This is a genomic window from Ruegeria arenilitoris (assembly GCF_013030985.1).
Lineage (GTDB): Bacteria > Pseudomonadota > Alphaproteobacteria > Rhodobacterales > Rhodobacteraceae > Ruegeria > Ruegeria arenilitoris_B.
Genome location: NZ_WPYP01000001.1, coordinates 435,084 through 455,505, shown reverse-complemented (window position 1 = coordinate 455,505; position 20,422 = coordinate 435,084). Strand labels below are relative to the sequence as shown.

General features: G+C 58.9%; 17 protein-coding genes. 6 read left to right on the top strand and 11 right to left on the bottom strand.

Annotated features, from left to right (window positions below; genetic code table 11):
• Positions 1–53: 53 nt before the first annotated feature.
• Positions 54–809 (bottom strand): phosphoribosylaminoimidazolesuccinocarboxamide synthase, encoded by a 756-nt coding sequence (purC, locus tag GOX88_RS02200; RefSeq protein ID WP_170324827.1) that lies wholly within the window; start codon positions 807–809, stop codon positions 54–56.
• Between the two features lie 187 nt (positions 810–996).
• Between purC and GOX88_RS02195 the strand changes: the two genes are divergently transcribed.
• On the top strand, positions 997–1,317 hold the full coding sequence (locus GOX88_RS02195) for a DUF1476 domain-containing protein (RefSeq protein WP_170398619.1): 321 nt from the start codon (positions 997–999) through the stop codon (positions 1,315–1,317).
• Between the two features lie 124 nt (positions 1,318–1,441).
• On the top strand, positions 1,442–2,455 hold the full coding sequence (gene bmt / locus GOX88_RS02190) for a betaine--homocysteine S-methyltransferase (RefSeq protein ID WP_170398616.1): 1,014 nt from the start codon (positions 1,442–1,444) through the stop codon (positions 2,453–2,455).
• A gap of 3 nt (positions 2,456–2,458) precedes the next feature.
• Here bmt and GOX88_RS02185 read toward each other — a convergent pair whose 3' ends face one another.
• From GOX88_RS02185 to GOX88_RS02140, 10 genes are all read right to left on the bottom strand, one after another.
• Positions 2,459–3,235: an enoyl-CoA hydratase-related protein gene (locus tag GOX88_RS02185; RefSeq protein ID WP_170398613.1), complete on the bottom strand. Its 777-nt coding sequence runs from the start codon at positions 3,233–3,235 to the stop codon at positions 2,459–2,461.
• Between the two features lie 74 nt (positions 3,236–3,309).
• Complete coding sequence (locus tag GOX88_RS02180) at positions 3,310–3,765, bottom strand: cytochrome c-type biogenesis protein (protein WP_170398611.1); 456 nt, start codon at positions 3,763–3,765, stop codon at positions 3,310–3,312.
• Complete coding sequence (locus GOX88_RS02175) at positions 3,762–5,726, bottom strand: heme lyase CcmF/NrfE family subunit (RefSeq protein ID WP_170398609.1); 1,965 nt, start codon at positions 5,724–5,726, stop codon at positions 3,762–3,764. The genes GOX88_RS02180 and GOX88_RS02175 overlap by 4 nt, the downstream gene beginning before the upstream one ends.
• A 75-nt stretch (positions 5,727–5,801) precedes the next feature.
• The gene (locus tag GOX88_RS02170) at positions 5,802–6,380 is read right to left on the bottom strand and encodes a holin family protein (protein ID WP_170398606.1); all 579 of its coding nucleotides are present in this window, start codon (positions 6,378–6,380) and stop codon (positions 5,802–5,804) included.
• Positions 6,371–6,982, bottom strand: a complete 612-nt coding sequence (locus GOX88_RS02165; protein WP_170398604.1) for a holin-associated N-acetylmuramidase — start codon at positions 6,980–6,982, stop codon at positions 6,371–6,373. Before GOX88_RS02165 ends, GOX88_RS02170 begins: the two co-directional genes overlap by 10 nt.
• A 146-nt stretch (positions 6,983–7,128) precedes the next feature.
• The gene (gene ccmE / locus GOX88_RS02160; protein WP_170324819.1) at positions 7,129–7,575 is read right to left on the bottom strand and encodes a cytochrome c maturation protein CcmE; all 447 of its coding nucleotides are present in this window, start codon (positions 7,573–7,575) and stop codon (positions 7,129–7,131) included.
• A gap of 7 nt (positions 7,576–7,582) precedes the next feature.
• Entirely contained in the window at positions 7,583–8,611 is a 1,029-nt protein-coding gene (gene argC / locus GOX88_RS02155) for an N-acetyl-gamma-glutamyl-phosphate reductase (RefSeq protein WP_170398601.1), read from the bottom strand.
• A gap of 94 nt (positions 8,612–8,705) precedes the next feature.
• Positions 8,706–9,515 (bottom strand): glutamate racemase, encoded by an 810-nt coding sequence (locus tag GOX88_RS02150; protein ID WP_170398598.1) that lies wholly within the window; start codon positions 9,513–9,515, stop codon positions 8,706–8,708.
• An 8-nt stretch (positions 9,516–9,523) separates the two neighbouring features.
• Complete coding sequence (locus GOX88_RS02145) at positions 9,524–10,402, bottom strand: lysophospholipid acyltransferase family protein (RefSeq protein ID WP_170398595.1); 879 nt, start codon at positions 10,400–10,402, stop codon at positions 9,524–9,526.
• An 80-nt stretch (positions 10,403–10,482) separates the two neighbouring features.
• A complete protein-coding gene (locus GOX88_RS02140; protein WP_170398592.1) occupies positions 10,483–13,902 on the bottom strand; it encodes an indolepyruvate ferredoxin oxidoreductase family protein in 3,420 nt (1,139 codons plus the stop codon).
• A 169-nt stretch (positions 13,903–14,071) separates the two neighbouring features.
• On the opposite strand from GOX88_RS02140, the gene GOX88_RS02135 reads away from it, so the two are divergent.
• From GOX88_RS02135 to GOX88_RS02120, 4 genes are all read left to right on the top strand, one after another.
• Positions 14,072–14,980 (top strand): LysR family transcriptional regulator, encoded by a 909-nt coding sequence (locus tag GOX88_RS02135; RefSeq protein WP_170324814.1) that lies wholly within the window; start codon positions 14,072–14,074, stop codon positions 14,978–14,980.
• A 279-nt stretch (positions 14,981–15,259) separates the two neighbouring features.
• The gene (locus tag GOX88_RS02130; RefSeq protein WP_170398590.1) at positions 15,260–17,545 is read left to right on the top strand and encodes a mechanosensitive ion channel family protein; all 2,286 of its coding nucleotides are present in this window, start codon (positions 15,260–15,262) and stop codon (positions 17,543–17,545) included.
• Positions 17,546–17,715: 170 nt separating this feature from the next.
• Positions 17,716–19,875, top strand: a complete 2,160-nt coding sequence (gene purL, locus GOX88_RS02125; protein WP_170398588.1) for a phosphoribosylformylglycinamidine synthase subunit PurL — start codon at positions 17,716–17,718, stop codon at positions 19,873–19,875.
• Between the two features lie 136 nt (positions 19,876–20,011).
• Complete coding sequence (locus tag GOX88_RS02120) at positions 20,012–20,248, top strand: BolA/IbaG family iron-sulfur metabolism protein (protein ID WP_170398586.1); 237 nt, start codon at positions 20,012–20,014, stop codon at positions 20,246–20,248.
• Positions 20,249–20,422: the final 174 nt, after the last annotated feature.

Here is a 20,422-nt window from a genome sequence, read left to right as displayed (position 1 = left end):
AAAGCGCCGTCTTTACAGACAGCGCTTTTGAATTTTCCGTGCCAAAAGGCCGATTAGTTGATCAGAGTCGGCTTGGTCACATTGCTTTTCGGCAAGACGCCAAGACGGCGCGCAACCTCGGAATAGGCATCGGTCAGGCTGCCCAGGTCGCGGCGGAACACGTCCTTGTCCAGTTTCTGGCCGGTTTCGATATCCCAAAGGCGGCAGCTGTCGGGGCTGATCTCATCCGCGATGATCAGGCGCTGATAGTCGCCGTCATAGACTCGCCCAATCTCGATCTTGAAGTCGACCAGACGGATGCCCACGGCCAGCATCACGCCGCTCATGAAATCGTTCACACGCAGCGCGAGGCTCAGGATATCTTCCATGTCCTGCTGGCTGGCCCAGCCAAAGGCAGCGATGTGTTCCTCGGTGACCAGAGGATCACCCAGCGCGTCGTCCTTGTAGCAGTATTCCACAATCGGACGCGGCAGTTGCGTGCCCTCGGCAATACCCAGGCGTTTCGACATCGAACCGGCAGCATAGTTGCGCACGATCACTTCCAGCGGCACGATTTCGCAGCTGCGCACCAGCTGTTCGCGCATGTTCAGACGGCGGATAAAGTGGGTCGGCACGCCGATCTGCGCCAGACCGTTCATGAAGAACTCGCTCAGGCGGTTGTTCAGCACGCCCTTGCCGTCGATCACGTCCTTTTTCTCGGCGTTGAACGCGGTGGCGTCATCCTTGAAATACTGAACGATGGTGCCCGGTTCGGGGCCTTCGTACAGAATCTTGGCCTTACCTTCATAGATTTTCTTGCGACGCGCCATAAGCGACCTTTCCACTCTGAACAGAGGGAATGAGTCCCCTCACGTTGGCGTTCTCATAGTGCAAGCCCCCCATTCCCGCAAGTTTACTGACCCGAGAGGCTTTGACGCAGCGCAAATCCCTTGCGAACAGGCGCACGTATAGTCATATCATCAGGAAAGAAGTTGTAATCCAAGAGGTCCCCAACCAATGACCACATTTGACGAACGTGAAGCCGCGTTTGAAAACAAGTTCGCGCATGACGAAAAGATGCAGTTCATTGCCCGGATGCGCCGAAACCGGTTTATGGCCGTTTGGGCCTCGACCCTGAAGGGCGAGACTGTCGAAAAAGCCCGCGCTTATGGTCAGGAGCTGGTTCACACCGATTTGCAAAATGTCAGCGAAGAAGACGTCGTTGAGGCTGTGAAGGGGTATCTGGGAGATTTGGCCGATGAGGCAAAAATCCGCGAGAAGATGGCGGAATTGCTGGTCGAAGCCAAAGAGCAGGTTATGGCTGAGGTCGAAATCTAAAACCTGAAACGCACGGCTCATGATCTTCATGAGATTTATGAGTTTGATTTGACGCCCCGGTCATGAGACACGGGGCGTCTCTAATAGGTGTCAGGCCCATTGGGCCTTATTTTGGAAAATCCCAATGACAAATGCACTGAGCAAGCTTCTTGAAACCACCGATGCCATTCTGGCAGACGGTGCCACAGGCACCAACCTGTTCAACATGGGTCTGCAATCCGGCGACGCACCCGAGTTGTGGAACGTGGACGCGCCGGACAAGATCCGCGCGCTGTATCAGGGCTCGGTCGATGCGGGCAGCGATCTGTTTCTGACCAACACCTTTGGTGGCACTTCGGCGCGTTTGAAACTGCATGACGCGCAAAACCGTGTGGCCGAACTGAACCGCGTCGGCGCTGAATTGGGCCGCGAGGTCGCCGACAAGGCTGGACGCCCGGTCGTCGTGGCCGGTTCGGTTGGCCCTACGGGTGAGATCATGGAACCCGTCGGCAGCCTGTCCCACGCGGCAGCGGTCGAGATGTTCCATGAACAGGCAGATGCTCTCAAGGCCGGCGGTGCAGACGTTCTGTGGCTGGAAACCATCAGCGCGCCGGAAGAGTTCCGCGCAGCGGCCGAAGCCTTTGCCCTGGCCGACATGCCCTGGTGCGGCACCATGAGCTTTGATACCGCCGGGCGCACCATGATGGGCGTTACTTCGGCCGATCTGGCGCAGCTGGTCGAAACCCTGCCGAACCCGCCAATTGCTTTCGGCGCCAACTGCGGCACCGGTGCCTCGGACATTCTGCGCACTGTGCTGGGCTTTGCGGCGCAGGGAACCGAGCGTCCTGTCATCTCGAAAGGCAATGCCGGTATTCCGAAATACGTCGACGGCCATATCCACTATGACGGCACGCCCGAGCTGATGGGTGACTATGCGGCTATGGCACGCGATGCCGGGGCAACGATCATTGGTGGTTGCTGTGGCACCATGCCTGACCATCTGCGCAAAATGCGCGACGCCCTGGACACCAGGCCGCGCGGGTCGCGCCCGACTCTGGACCAGATCACTGATGCTCTGGGGCCGTTTTCCTCGGCGTCGGATGGCACGGAAGACGACGCCGCGCCAGAGCGGCGGACACGCCGCCGCCGCCGCGCCTAAGTTTCAGCGCCCCTCGAATTTCGGGGGGCGTTTTTCCATGAAGGCCACGACGCCTTCGGCAAAATCGCGGCTGCGGCCGCAATCGCCCTGCAAATGCGCTTCGATCGCCAGTTGCTGCGGCAGCGTTTTCTCATAAGTTCCGCGGATCGCCTTTTTGATCGCTCCGAAACCGGCTGTGGGGCCGTTGGCCAGGTAAGCTGCGCGCTTACGCCAATGGGCGTCAAACGCGTCGTCGGGCACAGCCTCCCAGATCAGGCCCCAGTCATCCGCCTGCCGCGCGCTGATCTTATCGGCAAACAAGGCGGCTCCCATGGCCTTGGCAAACCCCATCTGGCGCGGCATGAACCACGTACCACCGGCGTCCGGCAACAGGCCAATACGGGCAAATGCCTGCAGGAAATAGGCGCTTTCGGTTGCGATCACCACATCCGCGCTGAGCGCAAGGTTCGCCCCTGCCCCCGCCGCTGGGCCGTTGACGGCCGCGATTGTGGGAACCGGACAATCGTAGATCGTCTCAAGCATCGGGTCGTATTCATCACGCAGTGTCCGTTCCAGATCAATCTTGCCGGTGCTGGACGCATCACCCAGATCCTGGCCCGAGCAAAACGCCCCACCGGACCCGGTCAGAACAATTGCCCGCGCGTGACGGGCAGCATGCTTCATCGCGTGCGTGACCTCGGCCCGCATCTGCGCCGTCATCGCATTCATCTTGTCGGGACGGTTCAGGGTAACAACCGCCAAATCGTCCTTGATGTCCAACAGGATCGTTTCGTATTCCATGAACCCCTCCCCAAAATTCCGGTCTTTCCGGAACCCTGACCGAAATGCAGGGGAAGGAAAAGCGGAACCCTGGGTCAGTCTTCAAGAATTTGGCGCAACCGCTCTTTTTCGGCGTCGGTCAGCTTATCCTTTGCACCACTGACTTGCACCTGAGACCGCTTGCGCAGGAAGCTCCAGCCCATTGCGGCGGCAATCAGCAACATGATCGGACCGGCCAGCCACAGCATCAGGTTCGAACCCGAAGTGGTCGGTTTCAACAACACATATTCGCCGTATCGATCCACGATGAAGGCAATCGCCTCTTGATCCGTATCCCCGGCCACAAGACGTTCCCGCAGCAGCAGGCGCAGGTCCCGCGCCAGTTCGGCGTTGCTTTCATCGATGCTTTCGTTGCGACAGACCAGACAGCGCAGCCCGGTACTAAGGTCCCGGGCCCGTTGTTCCAGCACCGGATCGTCCAGCACTTCGTCAGGCTGTACAGCGAACAGCGGCGACGCAATCAGCGTCAGGATCAGGATCAAACGTTTCATTCCGCAGGTACTCCGCCCGTTGGGGCCTTGCGCGCGCCGGCTGCCACGCGGAACCGGCGGTCCGACAGGCTGATCAAGCCACCAAGGGACATCAGGATACACCCGCCCCAGATCCAGTTCGCCAGCGGTTTGATATAGGTTCGCATGACCCAACCGCCGTCAGCCTGTTGGTCACCGATCACAACATAGAGGTCACCAAGGAACCGATAGTCAATCGCTGCCTCGGTCGTTGGCATCCGTGCGACCGGATAGTCCCGTTTTTCAGGATGAAGCGTTCCCATTGGACGTCCGTTCTTTTCGACCCGGACATCTGCCATGGTCGAGAAATAGTTCGGTCCCTGCACACGTCGCACACCTTCCAGCGTAAGGGTAAACTGCCCGACCTCGAACGGCTGACCGGGCTGCGCGACGCGGATGTCTTCGACCTCCCACGCGGTCAGGCCAGCAATGGCGAACATGGTCACACCCAAACCGGTATGCGCCACGGCCTTACCCCAGTCTGCACCAGGCAGGCGGAACAGGCGCTTGAGGCTGCCTTTGCGGCCCGTGCGGCTCCACAAATCGACGGCCGCGCCGAAGGTGATCCAAGCGCCCAAGAATAAACCAACCGGCCCCAGCGCACTGCGCCCGGTCTGCATCGCCCAGACCAGCAAGGCCAGAGCCAGTGCCAACAGGAAGGCATAGCGCAGCGAATAGGCAGTTTTGCCAAGCTTGCCGCGTTTCCACGGCAGCATCGCGCCCACCGGCAGAGCAATGCCCAATGCAACCATGAACGGCGTGAAGGCCGAGTTGAAGAACGGCGCCCCAACCGAGAGTTTGCGATCGAACGCCATCTCGGCCACCATCGGCCACATCGTCCCAACGAACACGACGAAACAGCTGACGGCCAGCAGGATATTGTTCAGAATCAGCGCGCTTTCGCGGCTGACCATGCCAAAGACGCCCTTGGCCTCCATCGCTTGCGCGCGTGCGGCAAACAAGGTCAGAGAGCCACCGATGAAGATCACCAGAATGAACAGGATGAACACGCCACGTTCAGGATCATTGGCGAAGGCGTGGACTGAGGTCAGCAGCCCCGACCGCACAATAAACGTGCCGATCAGCGAGAAACCGAAAGCAATGATCGCCAGCAGAATGGTCCAGCTTTTCAACGCCTCGCGCTTCTCCACCACGATGGCCGAGTGCAATAGCGCGGCTGCCAGCAGCCAAGGCATGAACGAGGCGTTTTCAACCGGGTCCCAGAACCAGAACCCGCCCCAACCAAGCTCGTAATACGCCCACCAGGACCCCAGCGCGATGCCGATGGTCAGAAACACCCATGCAGCCAGCGTCCAGGGACGCACCCAGCGACCCCACGCGGCGTCGACGCGCCCCTCGATCAGGGCGGCGACGGCAAAGCTGAAGGCCATGCTCAGGCCCACGTAGCCCAGGTACAGGAACGGCGGATGGAAGGCCAAACCGGGGTCCTGCAACAGCGGGTTCAGATCGCGCCCGTCAAATGGTGCCACGATCAGCCGCTCAAACGGGTTCGAGGTGAACAGGATGAAGGCAAAGAACGCCACCGCAATCGCGGCCTGAACCGCCAGAACCCGCGCTTTCAGCGTGGGTGGCAGGCCGCCTCCGAAAAACGCGGCCATGGCGCCGAACAACGAAACGATCAGCACCCACAGCAGCATCGAGCCCTCGTGGTTGCCCCATGTTCCGCTGATCTTGTACAGCATCGGCTTGGCCGAATGGCTGTTCTCAACCACTACCCGCAACGAGAAATCCGAGGTCACAAACGCCCAGACCAGCGCCCAGAACGAGAAACCAACCAGCAGGAACTGCAAGATGGCCGCAGGTTCGGCAAAGGACATCCATCCAGGCCACCGTTTGGCGGCACCTATCAGCGGAACAACCGATTGCACGATGGCAACCAGAAAGGCGAGGATCAGGGCAAAGTGGCCAAGTTCTGTAATCATGGCCCCGGATATAGTCCCGTTGCCGGGCAAGCACCAATCACTTTCGCCCCTCTGGGGCGAGCATAGTGTCGCGGGTCAAGCCGCGCGTTTGCGCCGCCAGTCGTCCAGCGCCGGATTTTCACAGGGATGGCCGGCACTTTCGGCCAGTGCAACGTCGGTCCCCGGGTCGGCGGCCCCGATTCCATCGCTGCGCAGGACTTTTAGCGCTTGCAGGTTTTCCAGCACCTGGGGAGTGCGCTGCATCGTGGCCCTGATCTCTCGTTGCATATCCTGAACCTTGGCCTGATGACGCGCACCGAAATAGAACGACACGATTACACCTAGCAGCCACCACAACGGCTCGGGCACCAAGGCGATCCCCTGCATCCGCGCCGCAAACCATAGCGGATCGACCATGGCGGCAACGAATAAACCCAACGTCCCCAGCGCCATCGCCGGGCGCGGCAACCGGTTGAGCCCGTCCATGATCCGATCAAATGCGCCTTTACGTGGCACCTGAAACTCCTGACCGAACTGAACCATCGCCTGTTGCTGCAACGTCAGACTGCGCGCTGCCCCGTTCTCGGCATTTTCCCGAAATATTTCAGCAGTTTCGCGCACGACGTTGCGACCGCCTCCGAACAGAAACGTCAAGACGTTCGAGATCAGCCCCATCCCGCGACCCTCCTTTGAAAATCTGCATCGCTTAAGTGATATGCCGGAGAGACAAATTCCTCGGCCCGGCGAATCCACCCGCCTTTGCCACCTGCCCGGCTCCGGGCGTATTTGCGGGATGCGGGCCTGTGGTCGGCAAGCCGGAAGTAAAAGTTTCGCCGCGCGACCCCATAGGCGTCCCGCAAAGCCACCGGATCAGGGTCCGCCGCGTTCTCACAGGCGCGAGCAGTTTTTGGCCCAACGATTCCGTCAACGGTGACCCCGAACCCCATCTCACGTAGCAGACGTTGAAGGATCTTGACGGCTTGCCCACCCGCGTTGACGTACATGTCAAACACCGAAGGGTGCAAAATCGTCGGGAGCAGGCTCAGCCGAGGCAGCTCAAAGTAATGCTGCACAAAAATATCGACGGCCTGTGATTTGCTGAGCATACGTACGTCGGCACTATTGATTGCCCCATCGCCCGAAAGGTCCAGCCCGAGGCGACGCATGGTGTGAATGGTCACGCCGTATTTGGTCGCCCCGCCCGGATCATCCGGATCGTCCACAAACCCGCCTTCACGCGCCACGATCTCAGTTGCAATCTGTCGCACCGTCTGCATCGCACCCTCCGCATTTGGTCCGACACACGGTTTCGCAACCCGGTTTAATTCTCCCAACGAAACAGGGCGCTGCCCGCCTGTTGCGCGCAACGCCCTGTTTCATCATTTCCCAAATTTGCTGCCTGAGGCACGCAGTTCAGCTGCGTTCAGCTTTCGTCAGCTTCCTGATAGACACCCTGCTCTTTCAGAGCGTCCACGACCTCTTTCGGCATGTAGGTCTCGTCGTGTTTCGCAAGGATTTCAGTCGCTTCGAAAACACCGTTCACATAAGAACCTGTGCCCACCATACCCTGATTTTCGGCAAACAGATCAGGCAGCACGCCGGTAAACGCCACCGGCACACTCTCGCCGCCATCGGTCACGACAAAATGCACCGTCTCGCCCTGACCGCGAATGATCGAGCCCTCTTCGACCAGACCACCGATGCGGAACACCTCGGTTGGTTTCGGTGGTTCTGCGATCACCTGGCTGGGCGAGCGGAAGAAGTTGATGCCATCCTGCAAGGCATACCCAATCAACCCCGTGGCCATAGCAAGGGCCACGACAGCCAAAAGAATGACTTGTACACGACGGCGTTTCTTGAGCGTTTTCATTTCGTCCTCACGGGAACAACGGGGCCATCATCAGGCCCGCGGTTTCATCCTCACCTAACATCAGGTTGGCGTTCTGCAAGGCTTGACCACTGCTACCTTTTGTCAGGTTATCCAATGCGCCGATCACGATGGCGCGACGTTCGATCCGGTCGCCAACCACACCGATATGACAGAAGTTCGAACCCCGCACATGGTGGGTCGAGGGTGTCTCGCCAAACGGCAACATCCGGATAAACGGTTCGTTTTCATAGGCTTTAGTCAGCGCTTCATACACGCTGGCCGGGTTGCCTTTGACATAAGTGGTCGCCAGAATACCCCGGTTGGCCGGGATCAGGTGCGGTGTGAACTGCACATGCACAGTACGACCGGCCAGAGCCGAGAATTCCTGATCGAACTCACCCAGATGCCGGTGGGTACCACCGACGGCATAGGCATTATACCCCTCGCTAAGCTCGGAGTGCAGCAGGTTTTCTTTCAGCGAGCGGCCTGCCCCCGATACGGCGCATTTCAGGTCCAGCACGATATCGTCCAGATCAATCACACCAGCCGAGATCAGCGGCCGCAGCACATACTGACCGGTGGCCGCGTTACAGCCCGTGCCCGCCACCAGCCGAGCATTGCGGATGTCGTCGCGGTAGAACTCGGTCAGGCCATAGACGGCCTCTTCCTGCTGCTCCAACGCCACGTGCGGGTTACCGTACCACTTTTCATACTCTTCCGCGTCCCGCAGGCGGAAATCTGCGGACAGGTCGATGATCTTGAGGTTTTTCGGCAGGTCGCGAATGACCTCTTGGCTGGTTTTATGCGGCAGGGCGCAGAAACACAGGTCGATCTGAGAGAAATCGATCTCGGAGATTTTGCACAGGTCCGGCAGGTCCATGTGGCGCAAATGCGGGAACACCTGCGCCATCGACATCCCAGCCTTACGCTCGGCGGCCAAAGCGGTGATTTCCATGTTCGGGTGCTCGGCGATCAACCGCACCAGTTCGGCGCCGGTATAGCCGGAGGCACCCAGAATTGCGATTTTATGGGGCATGCCAGACCTCTTGTTCCAAAGTGTCACATATCACGACCGCCGATGCGACGGCCTTCGAATAAAGGAGAATGCGTTAAGCCGTCCTTGACCTAAGTCAGGCGGCCTCGAACGTGATTTGCCGTCGGAGGAACTGCGTAGCACGGTCGCTGACCGTGCCGGGCTTTCCGGTGGTCAGAAACCCACCTTTGCCCTCACCCTGCATCTTCGGGTGTCGCTGCAGGTAATCCGCAAGGCTTTCAGCCACCAAAGCACCCTGGCTGAACACTTCCACATCCGAACCCAAGGCGGCCTGAAAGGTTTCGGCCATCAGCGGATAGTGGGTGCAGCCCAAAACCGCCGCCTGCGGTTCCGGCATTTTCCTTTTCAGCGCATCCACATGGCTGCGCACCAGCGCTTCGGCCAGGATCATGTCGCCGTCTTCGATTGCGTCGACCACACCGCCACAAGCCTGCGCCTCGACATCCACACCAATTGCGCGAAACGCCAGTTCCCGCTGGAACGCGCGGCTGGAAACCGTTGCAGGCGTGGCAAACAACGCCACGTGCTTCACGGCGACCTCACGCGGCGGGCTGTTGTCGCCCCATTGACGCTCGGTCAGGGCTTCGATCAGAGGCACGAAGACACCCAGAACGCGCTTGCCCTCGGGCACGCCTTCTTCCTGCATCCGGCGCAACGCGGCGGCACTTGCGGTGTTGCAGGCCAGAATCACCAGATCACAGCCGCGATTCCACAGATCGTAAACGGCGCGGCGCGTCAGATCGTAAATGTTCTCGGCATCGCGCACGCCATAGGGCGCATGTGCGCTGTCCGCAAAATAAAGGAAATCCACGTCCGGCAGACGTTTCTGCGCGGCGTCCAGAACGGTCAGACCGCCCAAACCAGAATCAAAGATGCCTACTGCCATTTGCCCCTTTAGGCGCGATGCCGTTCCTCAAACTCGTAGCCGTAGTCGTAAGACTTCAGCGGCGTTGGGGAAAGCTCATACGTGGCTTTGCGCAAGAAATCCATCATCTTGCGTGTGTCCTTTGCCAATGGGTCCAGAACGGCGCGCCCGATGGGGTCTCCGATTACCACTTTGACAGGTGTATCGACGCGTTTTTTGAACTCTTTGATCAGCAGCCCCATGCGCAGCGTATTGTGCAGATGGCTGGCAATCTGGAACAGACGCGAGGTGTGGCCGTCAAAGAAAACCGGAACGACTGTGGCGTTCGACTTTGCCACCATCCGCGCCGTGAAACCGCGCCAGCCCGGGTCCATCGGGTGTGAGAACGGCTTGACCCCGGTGCTGACCGTACCTCCGGGGAAGATACCAATCGCGCCGCCGTCACCCAGATAGTTCAGCGCTGTTTTCCGCGTCTCAAGGTTCAGCTTCATCGCTTCTTTGGTCTCGTCAAACGAGATCGGCAGGATGATGCGGTTGATATCCTCGGCCTTGCGGAACACGCGATGCGCCAGGATTCGGAAGTCGCCACGCGTCTCGGACAGCATGTGCCCCATCATGAGCCCATCCAGAATGCCGTAAGGGTGGTTGGCGATCAGGATCATCGGCCCGGATTTCGGAATATTCGACAGCGAGCCGCCAACGACATCCAATGACAGCCCGTAACGGTCCACCATCACCGACCAGAAATCACGCCCGTTAGCCACCTCTTTCTCATATCCGTCCGCGCGCTTGATCAGACGCAAGCGGCCCGTGGTGTTCTCCATCAGCTTGATCACCATCTTCCCGCTCTTGGTTTCGGCGGAATGGGCATAGGAAATGTCACGGGCGACGTGGCGGCGCGAGGGCATTCGAATCTCCGAGGTTTGCTGCCTGCAAGATAGGTTTAAGCAACAAATTTGCCTAGGTTTCGTGACAAGACCGTGACGAATTACTCGGCAGCTGCGCGCAGCTCCTGCCCACCGTTGCGGATTACGGTTAGCAGTTCTTCGCGTCGCTTGGCGGCTTTGGCTTCGTTGGCACGCAGCACCGGCCCGAACCCGCGAATGTCCAGCGGCAATTTAGCAAGGGCAATAACCGCATCCCGAGTCTGCGGTGTAACAAGCGGCGTTACCTCTTTGATATCCCTCTCATATTGCTTGATCAGCGACCGCTCCATCCGCCGTTCGGCGTTATATCCAAAAATGTCCAGCGGTGTCCCACGCAGGACTTTCAGCCTGGCCAGAACCTTCATCGGCCTCAGCAACCATTCTCCATAGGCCCGTTTCTTCGGCCGACCATCCGGCCCTGTGCCTCCCAGAATGGGCGGGGCCAGATGGAAGGTCATTTTGAATTCCCCGTCGAACTCGGTTGCTGCCTTTTCGCGGCTGTCCAGCATCAATCGGGCGACCTCGTATTCATCCTTATAGGACAACAACTTATGATAGCCTTTTGCCACGGCCCTCCGAACACCTTTATCCTCGAATGAATTGACCTGTTTGAGATACCGCTTGGCCAAACGACCGCTTTGATAGGCGGTCAGGTGCTGCACACGGAAATCGATGATCTGATCCAGAGTCTTCGGCAATTCATCCATATTAGGCTCGAGAATCCCGGCAACCTCCTGCGGGTGCAGCACGGCCCAACGCCCGATGTCGAAGGCGCGTTTGTTTCGCTCGACCGCTGTGCCGTTCAGTTCGATGGCCGACACGATGGCCTCGTGGCTGACCGGCAACAGACCACGCTGCCACGCCGCGCCAAAGATCATCATGTTGGAATAGATGGAGTCTCCCATCACCGCACGCGCCAACTCGGTGGCATCGAACAGGGAAACATCCTCCTTCAGCCGCGCCTGCAAGGACAGTTTGAGCCTGTCCCCCGGAATGCGGAAATCCGTATCGCGGGTAAAGTCACCGGTAACGGTTTCATGAGAATTGACCACGGCCCCGGTTTGACCTGGCCGCGTCAGGCCCAGGGTTTTCGCCCCGGCGGACACCACCAAATCACCACCGATCAACGCGTGTGCTTCGCCCGTGGCGACGCGGATGGCACTGATATCTTCGGGACGGTTGGCCAAACGGCAGTTGATATGCACGGCTCCGCCCTTCTGGGCCAGGCCTGCCATTTCCATCATGCCGGCACCTTTGCCGTCGATCTGCGCTGCCTGAGCCAGAATTGCGCCCAAGGTCACAACGCCGGTGCCCCCAACCCCGGTGATCACCACGTTATGCGTGCCCTTGATTTCCGGCAGCACGGGGTCCGGCAAGTCCGGCAGGTCGATCTCGGTGGTGGCTTCTTTCCGAATTTGCGCGCCTTCCAAGGTTACAAACGATGGGCAAAACCCGTTAAGGCAAGAATAATCCTTGTTGCAGCTGGATTGGTCGATGGCCCGCTTACGGCCCAGTTCGGTCTCTTTCGGCACGATCGAGACGCAGTTCGACTGTACGCCGCAATCACCGCAGCCTTCGCAAATGTCGGTGTTGATAAAGACCCGCTTGTCCGGATCCGGGAACGCGCCCTTTTTGCGCCGACGTCGTTTCTCGGCCGCGCAGGTCTGGACGTAGACGATGACCGAAACGCCCTCGATCTCGCGGAATCGCTCCTGCACCTGCATCAGTTCGGCGCGTTCAAAGGTTTCAACACCGGCAGGCAGAGCCTTGAAATTCAAGTCTTCTTTTTCGTCGTAGACAACCGCGACATGCTGAACACCCATGGCTTTGACCTCGGCCACGATCCGTTCGGCGGTCAGGCTGCCTTCGTTCTCTTGTCCGCCGGTCATAGCGACGGCATCGTTGTAGAGAATCTTGAAGGTGATATTCGCCTCGGCCGCCAAAGCCGCCCGGATCGCCTGCACGCCCGAGTGGTTGTAGGTCCCGTCGCCAAGGTTCTGGAACACATGATTGGTGGTCGAAAACGGCGCTTCACCAATCCAGTTTGCGCCCTCACCACCCATCTGGGTGAAACCGGTGGTTTCGCGGTCCATCCACTGCACCATGTAGTGACAACCGATGCCCGCATACGCACGGCTGCCATCAGGCAATCGGGTCGAGCTGTTATGTGGGCAGCCCGAACAGAAATACGGCAGGCGCGTGGCGATTTCCTCGGCGTTGTCAGCTCGGCGAGCCTCGGACAGGCTGGCCAGACCGGCGCGGACACCATCGGTATCGCGCCCCTCTTCGATCAGAATATCACCGAGTTTCTCAGCGATCATGATCGGGTCCAGCGCGCCGCGCGTCGGAAACAGTTCCTCGCGGTGCAGTGTCCCGGCCCCGCCCTTGTACCAGCCATAAACACGGCGGCCCCTGCGGTCGTCGAAGATGGCTTCTTTGACCTGCACCTCGATCAATTTGCGTTTTTCTTCAATGATAACAATCAGGTCAAGCCCTTCAGCCCAGTCCTGGAACCCGGCCATGTCCAGCGGAAAGGTCTGTCCGATCTTGTAGGTGGTGATGCCCAGCCTTTCGGCCTCAGCCTCATCGATGTTCAAAAGAGACATCGCGTGGGTCAGGTCCAGCCAGTTCTTTCCCGCCGCAGCAAACCCGATCCTGGCTCCGGGCTTGCCCCAAACCCGCCTGTCCATCTTGTTGGCGCGCGAGAACGTCTCGGCCGCAAAGCGCTTAAAGTCGATGATCCGCCCTTCCTGCAGGTGCGGCGTGTCGCCAAGACGAATGTTCAACCCGCCGTCGGGCATGTCGAAATCGGGCACTGCCAACTTCATCCGATCAACACTGCCGTCCACGACCGAAGTCACCTCGACCGTATCCTTCATCGTCTTCAGGCCGACCCAAAGCCCCGAGAACCGGCTAAGAGCGAACCCATAGACGCCGTAATCCAGAATCTCCTGCACGCCTGCCGGGCTGACGATCGGCATATACATGTCGACCAGAGACCACTCGGACTGGTGCAGAACGGTCGAGCTTTCGCCGGTGTGGTCATCTCCCATCGCCATCAGCACGCCGCCATGTTTCGCCGTGCCGGCCATGTTGGCGTGCCGCATCACATCGCCGGACCGGTCCACCCCAGGCCCCTTGCCGTACCACAGGCCAAACACGCCATCGAACCGCCCGTCCCCGCGCAGCCCCGCCTGCTGGCTGCCCCACAGTGCCGTGGCAGCCAGATCCTCGTTCAAGCCGTATTGGAAAGTGACGTCGCTTTCGGCCAGTTGCTTGTGGGCCCGCATCATCTGTTGATCCACGGCGCCCAGCGGTGACCCGCGATATCCGGTCACCAAACCGGCGGTATTTAACCCTGCTTGCGTGTCCCGCGCCTTTTGGATCAGCATCAGGCGAACAAGCGCTTGAGTGCCATTCAAAAGGACGGGGTTCTTTTCCAGATCGAACCGGTCATTCAGCGATATTTGTGGCTGACTCATCAGACGCCTCCCCTCGTCAGATCAGTGTGCTACATTTTCATCCATTTTAGGTCATGATTTCTGACCTGCATAGAGTTTATCCACTGAATCCCAAGGATTTCGCCCTTTGAATGTGGAAGTTATTACCTATTTCATATAGGCGTTTCGAAAGATAACGAAAGTTGCGGCAATGGATTGGGACAAGCTTAGGATATTTCACGCGGTAGCGGATGCAGGCAGCCTTACTCATGCGGGTGATAAGCTGAATCTGTCACAATCGGCGGTTAGTCGGCAGATTAGAGCGCTGGAAGAGTCGCTTGATTCGACCCTGTTTCACCGCCATGCGCGCGGGCTGATCCTGACGGAACAGGGTGAGTTGCTGTTCGATGCGACCTCGGCCATGTCCAAGCGTCTGGACGCCGCTGCCGCACGCATCCGTGACAGCGAAGAAGAAGTCTTTGGTGTGTTGCGCGTCACCACCACGTTCGGCTTTGGTACGCTCTGGCTGGCCCCTCGTCTGCCGAAACTGTACGAGCAATACCCCGACCTCAACATCGACCTGATGCTGGAAGAGCGCGTGCTGGACCTGCCCATGCGCGAGGCCGACGTGGCCATCCGCATGAAGGAACCCAGCCAGGCCGATCTGGTCCGAAAGCGCCTGATGACGGTGCAGATGACGCTCTATGCAACTCAGGAGTATATCGAGACGCACGGCGGGATGCTTGAATCGCTGGATGAGATCAAGGATCATCGGCTGATCTGTCAGACGCCCTCTGCCCCTCAGGTCGGCGCAAGCGCTGCAATGGTGCGGCACCTGATGACGTATAACCCCGGCTCGCTGTTGACGGTGAACAACTATTTCGGCGTTCTGCAGGGCGTTCTGCACAATCTGGGCATTGGCGTGCTACCGGATTATGTCACGCAGGACTTCCCACATCTTGTTCCGATCCTGTCGGATATCGAAACGGCAGACGTTCCCGTCTACCTCGCCTATCCCGAGGAACTGCGCCATTCCAAGCGCGTCGCCGCCTTCCGCGACTTTGTCCAGGATGAGATCACGGCACAACGCAAGCAGTTGAAGCAGATGGGAAAATTGTAGCTATGCACATGCAGCATAGCGGGCATGATCAGTAATCAGTCTGAAAAATCTTGATCGTTCACAAACTGATCCCTAAATGAGCACTCGAAGGCGGTGATGCTGAAACGCTCATCATCTTCATACCTCCCTGTTGGACTACGGCCGAGCTTAGTGCTCGGCCTTTTTTTTGCTTTCGGGCAACGTAGACAGGTTCGATAGCCAAAACATCTGTGAATCTCGGGCACTTAGACCTATGATTGCAAAAAAAATCATGAAGACTTGTGTTCGAGGACAGATTCGATGTTTCACCCCTTTCGCCTATTGTTGGCGATAATTTCCGTCATTTGCCTGACCGGACCTGTATTAGCACAAACCAGCGCTACGAACGGTTCCACAGCCCCTATCAGCATTCCAGAGGACCTGACGCCTGAACAGGTGGACGATCTGGTCGCGCGCATGTCTGACGACCAGGTCCGAGCCATTTTGTTGGAGCGTCTGGATGCGGTCGCCGAACAAAAGGCCGCCGAAGCCGCGGACCGCGAAGATCCGATTAAAGAAATTAACGAGATTTGGGCCGCGATGGTGGCCTCTTGGACGCATGTGATTGTCACCATTCCCAATCTTTTCAGCGCTCAGGCACATGCAGTCGAAAATTTTGTCGGCACCTTCGGGACAAATGGTGTGTTCACTCTGCTGGGATTGGTTCTGAGCATACTGATCGTAGGGTTCGCTGCTGAAAAGCTATTCGGCTTGCTTACGCGCAGGTGGCATCGGCCGCCCGAAGCCGCAGACGAGAACGATCTGTGGGGTGCCGTCCGGTACCTGTTCGGTCGCTTTTGCCGTGAAATTGCGGGTCTGGTTGTATTCTATGTCGTCATACGTGCCGTCGGGCGCGGCCTGCTGACGACGGAACAAGTAACCTATGCCGCGCCTTTCGTTTTCTACCTGATCTGGATTCCCCGTCTTGGTGCGGCCGCCTCGCGGTTTATCCTGGCGCCGAACAAACCTCATTTCCGCCTGGTGAACATTGATGACCATTGGGCCAAGTACTTGCATCGCAACCTGATCGGTCTGCTGATCCTGGTCGGGCTGACACTGTTTATCCTGCATTTCAACAGACTGAACGGGATAACGGGTGGGGAAACGCGCATCGGTTTCTGGCTCAATGCGGGAATTCACATCTATATCGCCGTCATTGCCTGGAAGGCGCGTGAGGGTCTTTCGCAGATAATGCTGGGCACCGACCCGGATCGCACCAAGTTCGACGAGGAAGTCGCGCATTATTACCCCTATTTTGCGATCGGGGTCTCGGCCGTAATCTGGCTTCTGGTTGAATTCCTTGCCGCGCAGCGCGATCCCATGATCCGCACCCTGCTTTTGAAAGGCGCGCATTTCACGACGATGTTCTGGCTGCTGATTGCGCCAGCACTGGATACCCTGATCCGAGGTTTGGTGCGCCATCTTCAACCTCCGATGCAAGGCGAAGGTCCTGTGGCGGAGCGGGCGTATAAGTCTACCAAACGCAGCTATATCCGCATTGGCCGGGTTTTGGCTGGCATTCTGGTGATCCTGATGATTGCCAGAGCGTGGGATCTGGACCTGCAGGAAATCGCAGGGGGTGGCGATGAATCCGGCAGCAAGCTGATCCAGTTTTTCATCATCATCGCCCTTGGCTACATCCTGAACGAGGTGGTCTCGCTCTGGATCAACCGCCGTTTGGCGAAAGAGCAAACGGCAGCCGAACAGAGCCCGGACGAAGAGGCCGGTGAAGGCGGTGGCTCGGGCGGGTCGCGGCTGGCAACGGTTCTGCCCCTTCTACGCGTGACCGCGCAGGCCGCCATTGCGGTGATCTTTGTCCTGCTCGCTTTGGGTGCGTTGGGCATCAACATCACCCCGCTTCTGGCCGGTGCCGGTGTTCTGGGTCTGGCCATCGGCTTTGGTGCTCAGAAACTGGTGGCTGACATCGTCGGCGGCATTTTCTTCCTGGTGGATGACGCATTCCGTGTCGGCGAATATGTCGATGTGGGCGGCACCACCGGCACGGTCGAGAAAATCTCGATCCGGTCGATGCAGCTGCGTCACCATCGCGGGCCGGTTCACACCATTCCTTATGGTGAGATTCAGAAACTGACCAACTACAGCCGCGACTGGGTCATCATGAAGCTGAAATTCACCGTGCCTTTCGACACCGACCCCAACAAGGTGAAAAAGATCTTCAAGAAGATCGGTGCCGAGATGATGGAGGACGAGACCCACAAGGATGGGTTCCTGCAGCCCTTCAAATCTCAGGGTGTGTTCGACTTTGACGACGTGGGCATGATCATCCGCGGCAAGTTCATGGCTAAACCGGGTAAGCAGTTCACCCTGCGCAAGGAAATCTTCAACCGGGTGAAGGCTGCGTTCAAAGAGAACGGCATCGACTTTGCCCGCCGCGAAGTGCGCGTTGCGATCCCCGGTCTGGATGACGCCGATCACCTGACCGAGGAGCAAAAGGCCGCTATCGGAGCCGCTGCCGGTGATGCTGCCAACCAGCAAGCTGAGCAACAGGCCCAGAAACCTGGTTCTGCGCACGGCGCGCCGGAATAGATCGAAGCCTTCAAAGAACCACAATGGCCGTCCAGCCAAACCAGCCGGGCGGCCATTTTTTTGCCCGCAGACCGCGTCAAACTATGCCTTGCGGGTCTTAACCCTTTCCACGGGCGCGCCCTTGCCCTAAAAGGCGCGCAATCTCGGCCCACTTGGACACAGGACAGAAGATGCAAGAGCCCGCAATCACACCCGATCTGATCGCCGCACACGGGCTCAAGCCCGACGAATATGACATGATCCTCGAGATCATCGGGCGCGAGCCGACCTTCACCGAACTGGGCATCTTTTCGGCCATGTGGAACGAGCACTGTTCCTACAAGTCATCCAAGAAGTGGCTGCGTACCCTGCCCACCTCGGGCCCTCAGGTGATCTGCGGACCGGGTGAGAACGCGGGCGTGGTTGATATCGGCGACGGTCAGGCCGTGGTCTTCAAGATGGAAAGCCACAACCACCCGTCCTACATCGAACCCTATCAGGGCGCGGCAACCGGCGTGGGGGGTATCCTGCGCGATGTCTTCACCATGGGTGCGCGCCCCATTGCGTCGATGAATGCGCTGTCCTTTGGCGAACCCGGCCACCACAAGACCCGTCGGCTGGTCAACGGCGTGGTCGAAGGCATCGGCGGATATGGCAACTGTTTCGGCGTCCCTTGCGTGGGCGGTGAGGTTCGCTTCCACCCGGCCTATAACGGCAACTGCCTTGTGAACGCATTCGCCGCCGGTCTGGCCGACAGCGACAAGATTTTCTATTCGGCGGCGTCGGGCGTTGGAATGCCGGTCGTTTACCTGGGCGCAAAGACCGGCCGTGATGGTGTTGGCGGTGCGACCATGGCCTCAGCCGAGTTCGACGACACCATCGAGGAAAAACGACCCACCGTTCAGGTCGGCGATCCCTTCACCGAAAAGCGCCTGATGGAGGCAACGCTCGAGCTGATGCAGACCGGCGCCGTGATCTCGATCCAGGACATGGGTGCCGCTGGCCTGACCTGTTCCGCCGTGGAAATGGGCGACAAGGGCGGTCTGGGCGTGCGTCTGGACCTTGAGAATGTTCCCCAGCGCGAAGAGAACATGACCGCATACGAGATGATGCTGTCCGAGTCTCAGGAACGCATGTTGATGGTCCTCAAGCCCGAGCTTGAGGCCGAAGCCCGCGCCGTATTCGAGAAATGGGACCTGGATTTTGCCATCGTTGGCGAAACCATTGCCGAAGACCGCTTCCTGATCGTTCACAATGGCGAGGTCAAAGCTGATCTGGTGCTGTCGAAACTGTCCTCGACCGCACCGGAATATGACCGCCCGTGGGTTGCGACGCCCGAAGCGGAAGAACTGGCCGAGGTACCTCAGATCGACCCGATTGACGGCCTGCGTGCCCTGCTCGCCTCGCCCAACTACGCGGGCAAACAGTGGGTCTATGAGCAATACGACACGATGGTCATGGCCGACACCGCCCGCACGCCGGGTCTGGGGGCTGGCATGGTCCGCGTGCACGGTACTGACAAGGCGCTGGCTTTCACCAGCGACGTGACCCCGCGCTATGTGCGCGCCAACCCGGTCGAGGGCGGCAAGCAGGCGGTGGCCGAAGCCTATCGCAACCTGACCGCCGTAGGTGCCAAGCCCCTGGCCACCACCGACAACCTGAACTTCGGCAACCCCGAAAAGCCCGAGATTATGGGCCAGTTTGTCGGTGCCATTCAGGGTATCGGTGAGGCCGTCGCCGCGCTGGATATGCCGATCGTTTCAGGCAACGTCTCACTTTATAACGAAACCGATGGTCAGGCGATCCTGCCGACCCCGACTATTGGCGCGGTTGGCCTGCTGTCTCACACCGATGAGATCATCGGCAACGAGGTTCGCGAGGGCCACGTGGCTCTGGTCATAGGTGAAACCAACGGCCATCTGGGCCAATCCGCCCTGCTGGCCGAGGTCTTCAACCGCGAAGACGGTGACGCGCCGCATGTCGATCTGAACGCGGAAAAGCGCAATGGTGACTTCATCCGCGCCAACCGCGAAATGATCAAGGCCTGCACCGATCTGGGCGATGGCGGTCTGGCACTAGCCGCCTTCGAACTGGCCGAAGCAGCCGGCGTGGGTGTCCACCTCGACGACGCTTCGACCGAGTTCCTGTTCGGCGAAGATCAGGCCCGCTATCTGGTCGCCTGCAACTTCGATCAGGCCGAGGCGCTGATGATCGCAGCCGGTCAGGCTGGCGTTCCACTGGTTTCCGTTGGCCGTTTCACCGGCGAGAGCGTCCGCATCGGCAACACCGAGGCCGCGCTTGAGGAGCTGACCGCCACCTTCCGCAGCAGCTTTGCCGAGGCCGTGGCCTGACCATTGATCACGATTTGATCGCAAAACCTGCGTCCCTGACGGGCGCAGGTTTTGTCGTTTTCAGACCCCTTTCACACCCTTGCGCGCCCCGCCCTGGCGCTCTACATCTTGGGAAAGACCTTCAGGAGTTACCTACATGCCGATGAGCGCCCACGAAATCGAACACCTGCTGCGCGAAGCCTTTCCGGATGCGGAAATTCAGGTTGGCGGGCATGACGGCATGCATATGTCCGCCATGGTCGTGGACGAAAGCTTTCGCGGGAAAAACCGGGTCCAGCAGCAACGCGCTGTTTATGCAGCGCTGAAGGGCAAGATGGACGGTCCGGACGGAGAATTGCACGCGCTGGCTCTGACGACGAAAGTGCCTGAATGACGGTAACAGGCTGGATTTACACAATTTTCGGCTTGCTGACATGCGTTGGCATTATCCTTGTTGTGAGATCAACATTCAGCAAAAGCCGGTACAGGCAAAAACGTGGCGCAACACCCAGCCAAAACGCAAGTGTAGTTGCGTCCACTACTGACTCAGGTAAAGGCGGTGGAGTGA

What these genes read in the sequence shown, in the direction of transcription:
- GOX88_RS02165 (WP_170398604.1), bottom strand. Translation starts at nt 6,982, where the DNA reads ATGCAGACGGTGCGACAGATTGCAACTGAGATCGTGGCGCGTGAAGGC.
- GOX88_RS02180 (WP_170398611.1), bottom strand. Translation starts at nt 3,765, where the DNA reads ATGAAACGTTTGATCCTGATCCTGACGCTGATTGCGTCGCCGCTGTTC.
- GOX88_RS02150 (WP_170398598.1), bottom strand. Translation starts at nt 9,515, where the DNA reads ATGGCAGTAGGCATCTTTGATTCTGGTTTGGGCGGTCTGACCGTTCTG.
- GOX88_RS02135 (WP_170324814.1), top strand. Translation starts at nt 14,072, where the DNA reads ATGGATTGGGACAAGCTTAGGATATTTCACGCGGTAGCGGATGCAGGC.
- GOX88_RS02130 (WP_170398590.1), top strand. Translation starts at nt 15,260, where the DNA reads ATGTTTCACCCCTTTCGCCTATTGTTGGCGATAATTTCCGTCATTTGC.
- purC (WP_170324827.1), bottom strand. Translation starts at nt 809, where the DNA reads ATGGCGCGTCGCAAGAAAATCTATGAAGGTAAGGCCAAGATTCTGTAC.
- GOX88_RS02170 (WP_170398606.1), bottom strand. Translation starts at nt 6,380, where the DNA reads ATGGGGCTGATCTCGAACGTCTTGACGTTTCTGTTCGGAGGCGGTCGC.
- GOX88_RS02120 (WP_170398586.1), top strand. Translation starts at nt 20,012, where the DNA reads ATGCCGATGAGCGCCCACGAAATCGAACACCTGCTGCGCGAAGCCTTT.
- GOX88_RS02140 (WP_170398592.1), bottom strand. Translation starts at nt 13,902, where the DNA reads ATGAGTCAGCCACAAATATCGCTGAATGACCGGTTCGATCTGGAAAAG.
- bmt (WP_170398616.1), top strand. Translation starts at nt 1,442, where the DNA reads ATGACAAATGCACTGAGCAAGCTTCTTGAAACCACCGATGCCATTCTG.
- GOX88_RS02175 (WP_170398609.1), bottom strand. Translation starts at nt 5,726, where the DNA reads ATGATTACAGAACTTGGCCACTTTGCCCTGATCCTCGCCTTTCTGGTT.
- argC (WP_170398601.1), bottom strand. Translation starts at nt 8,611, where the DNA reads ATGCCCCATAAAATCGCAATTCTGGGTGCCTCCGGCTATACCGGCGCC.
- purL (WP_170398588.1), top strand. Translation starts at nt 17,716, where the DNA reads ATGCAAGAGCCCGCAATCACACCCGATCTGATCGCCGCACACGGGCTC.
- GOX88_RS02195 (WP_170398619.1), top strand. Translation starts at nt 997, where the DNA reads ATGACCACATTTGACGAACGTGAAGCCGCGTTTGAAAACAAGTTCGCG.
- GOX88_RS02145 (WP_170398595.1), bottom strand. Translation starts at nt 10,402, where the DNA reads ATGCCCTCGCGCCGCCACGTCGCCCGTGACATTTCCTATGCCCATTCC.
- GOX88_RS02185 (WP_170398613.1), bottom strand. Translation starts at nt 3,235, where the DNA reads ATGGAATACGAAACGATCCTGTTGGACATCAAGGACGATTTGGCGGTT.
- ccmE (WP_170324819.1), bottom strand. Translation starts at nt 7,575, where the DNA reads ATGAAAACGCTCAAGAAACGCCGTCGTGTACAAGTCATTCTTTTGGCT.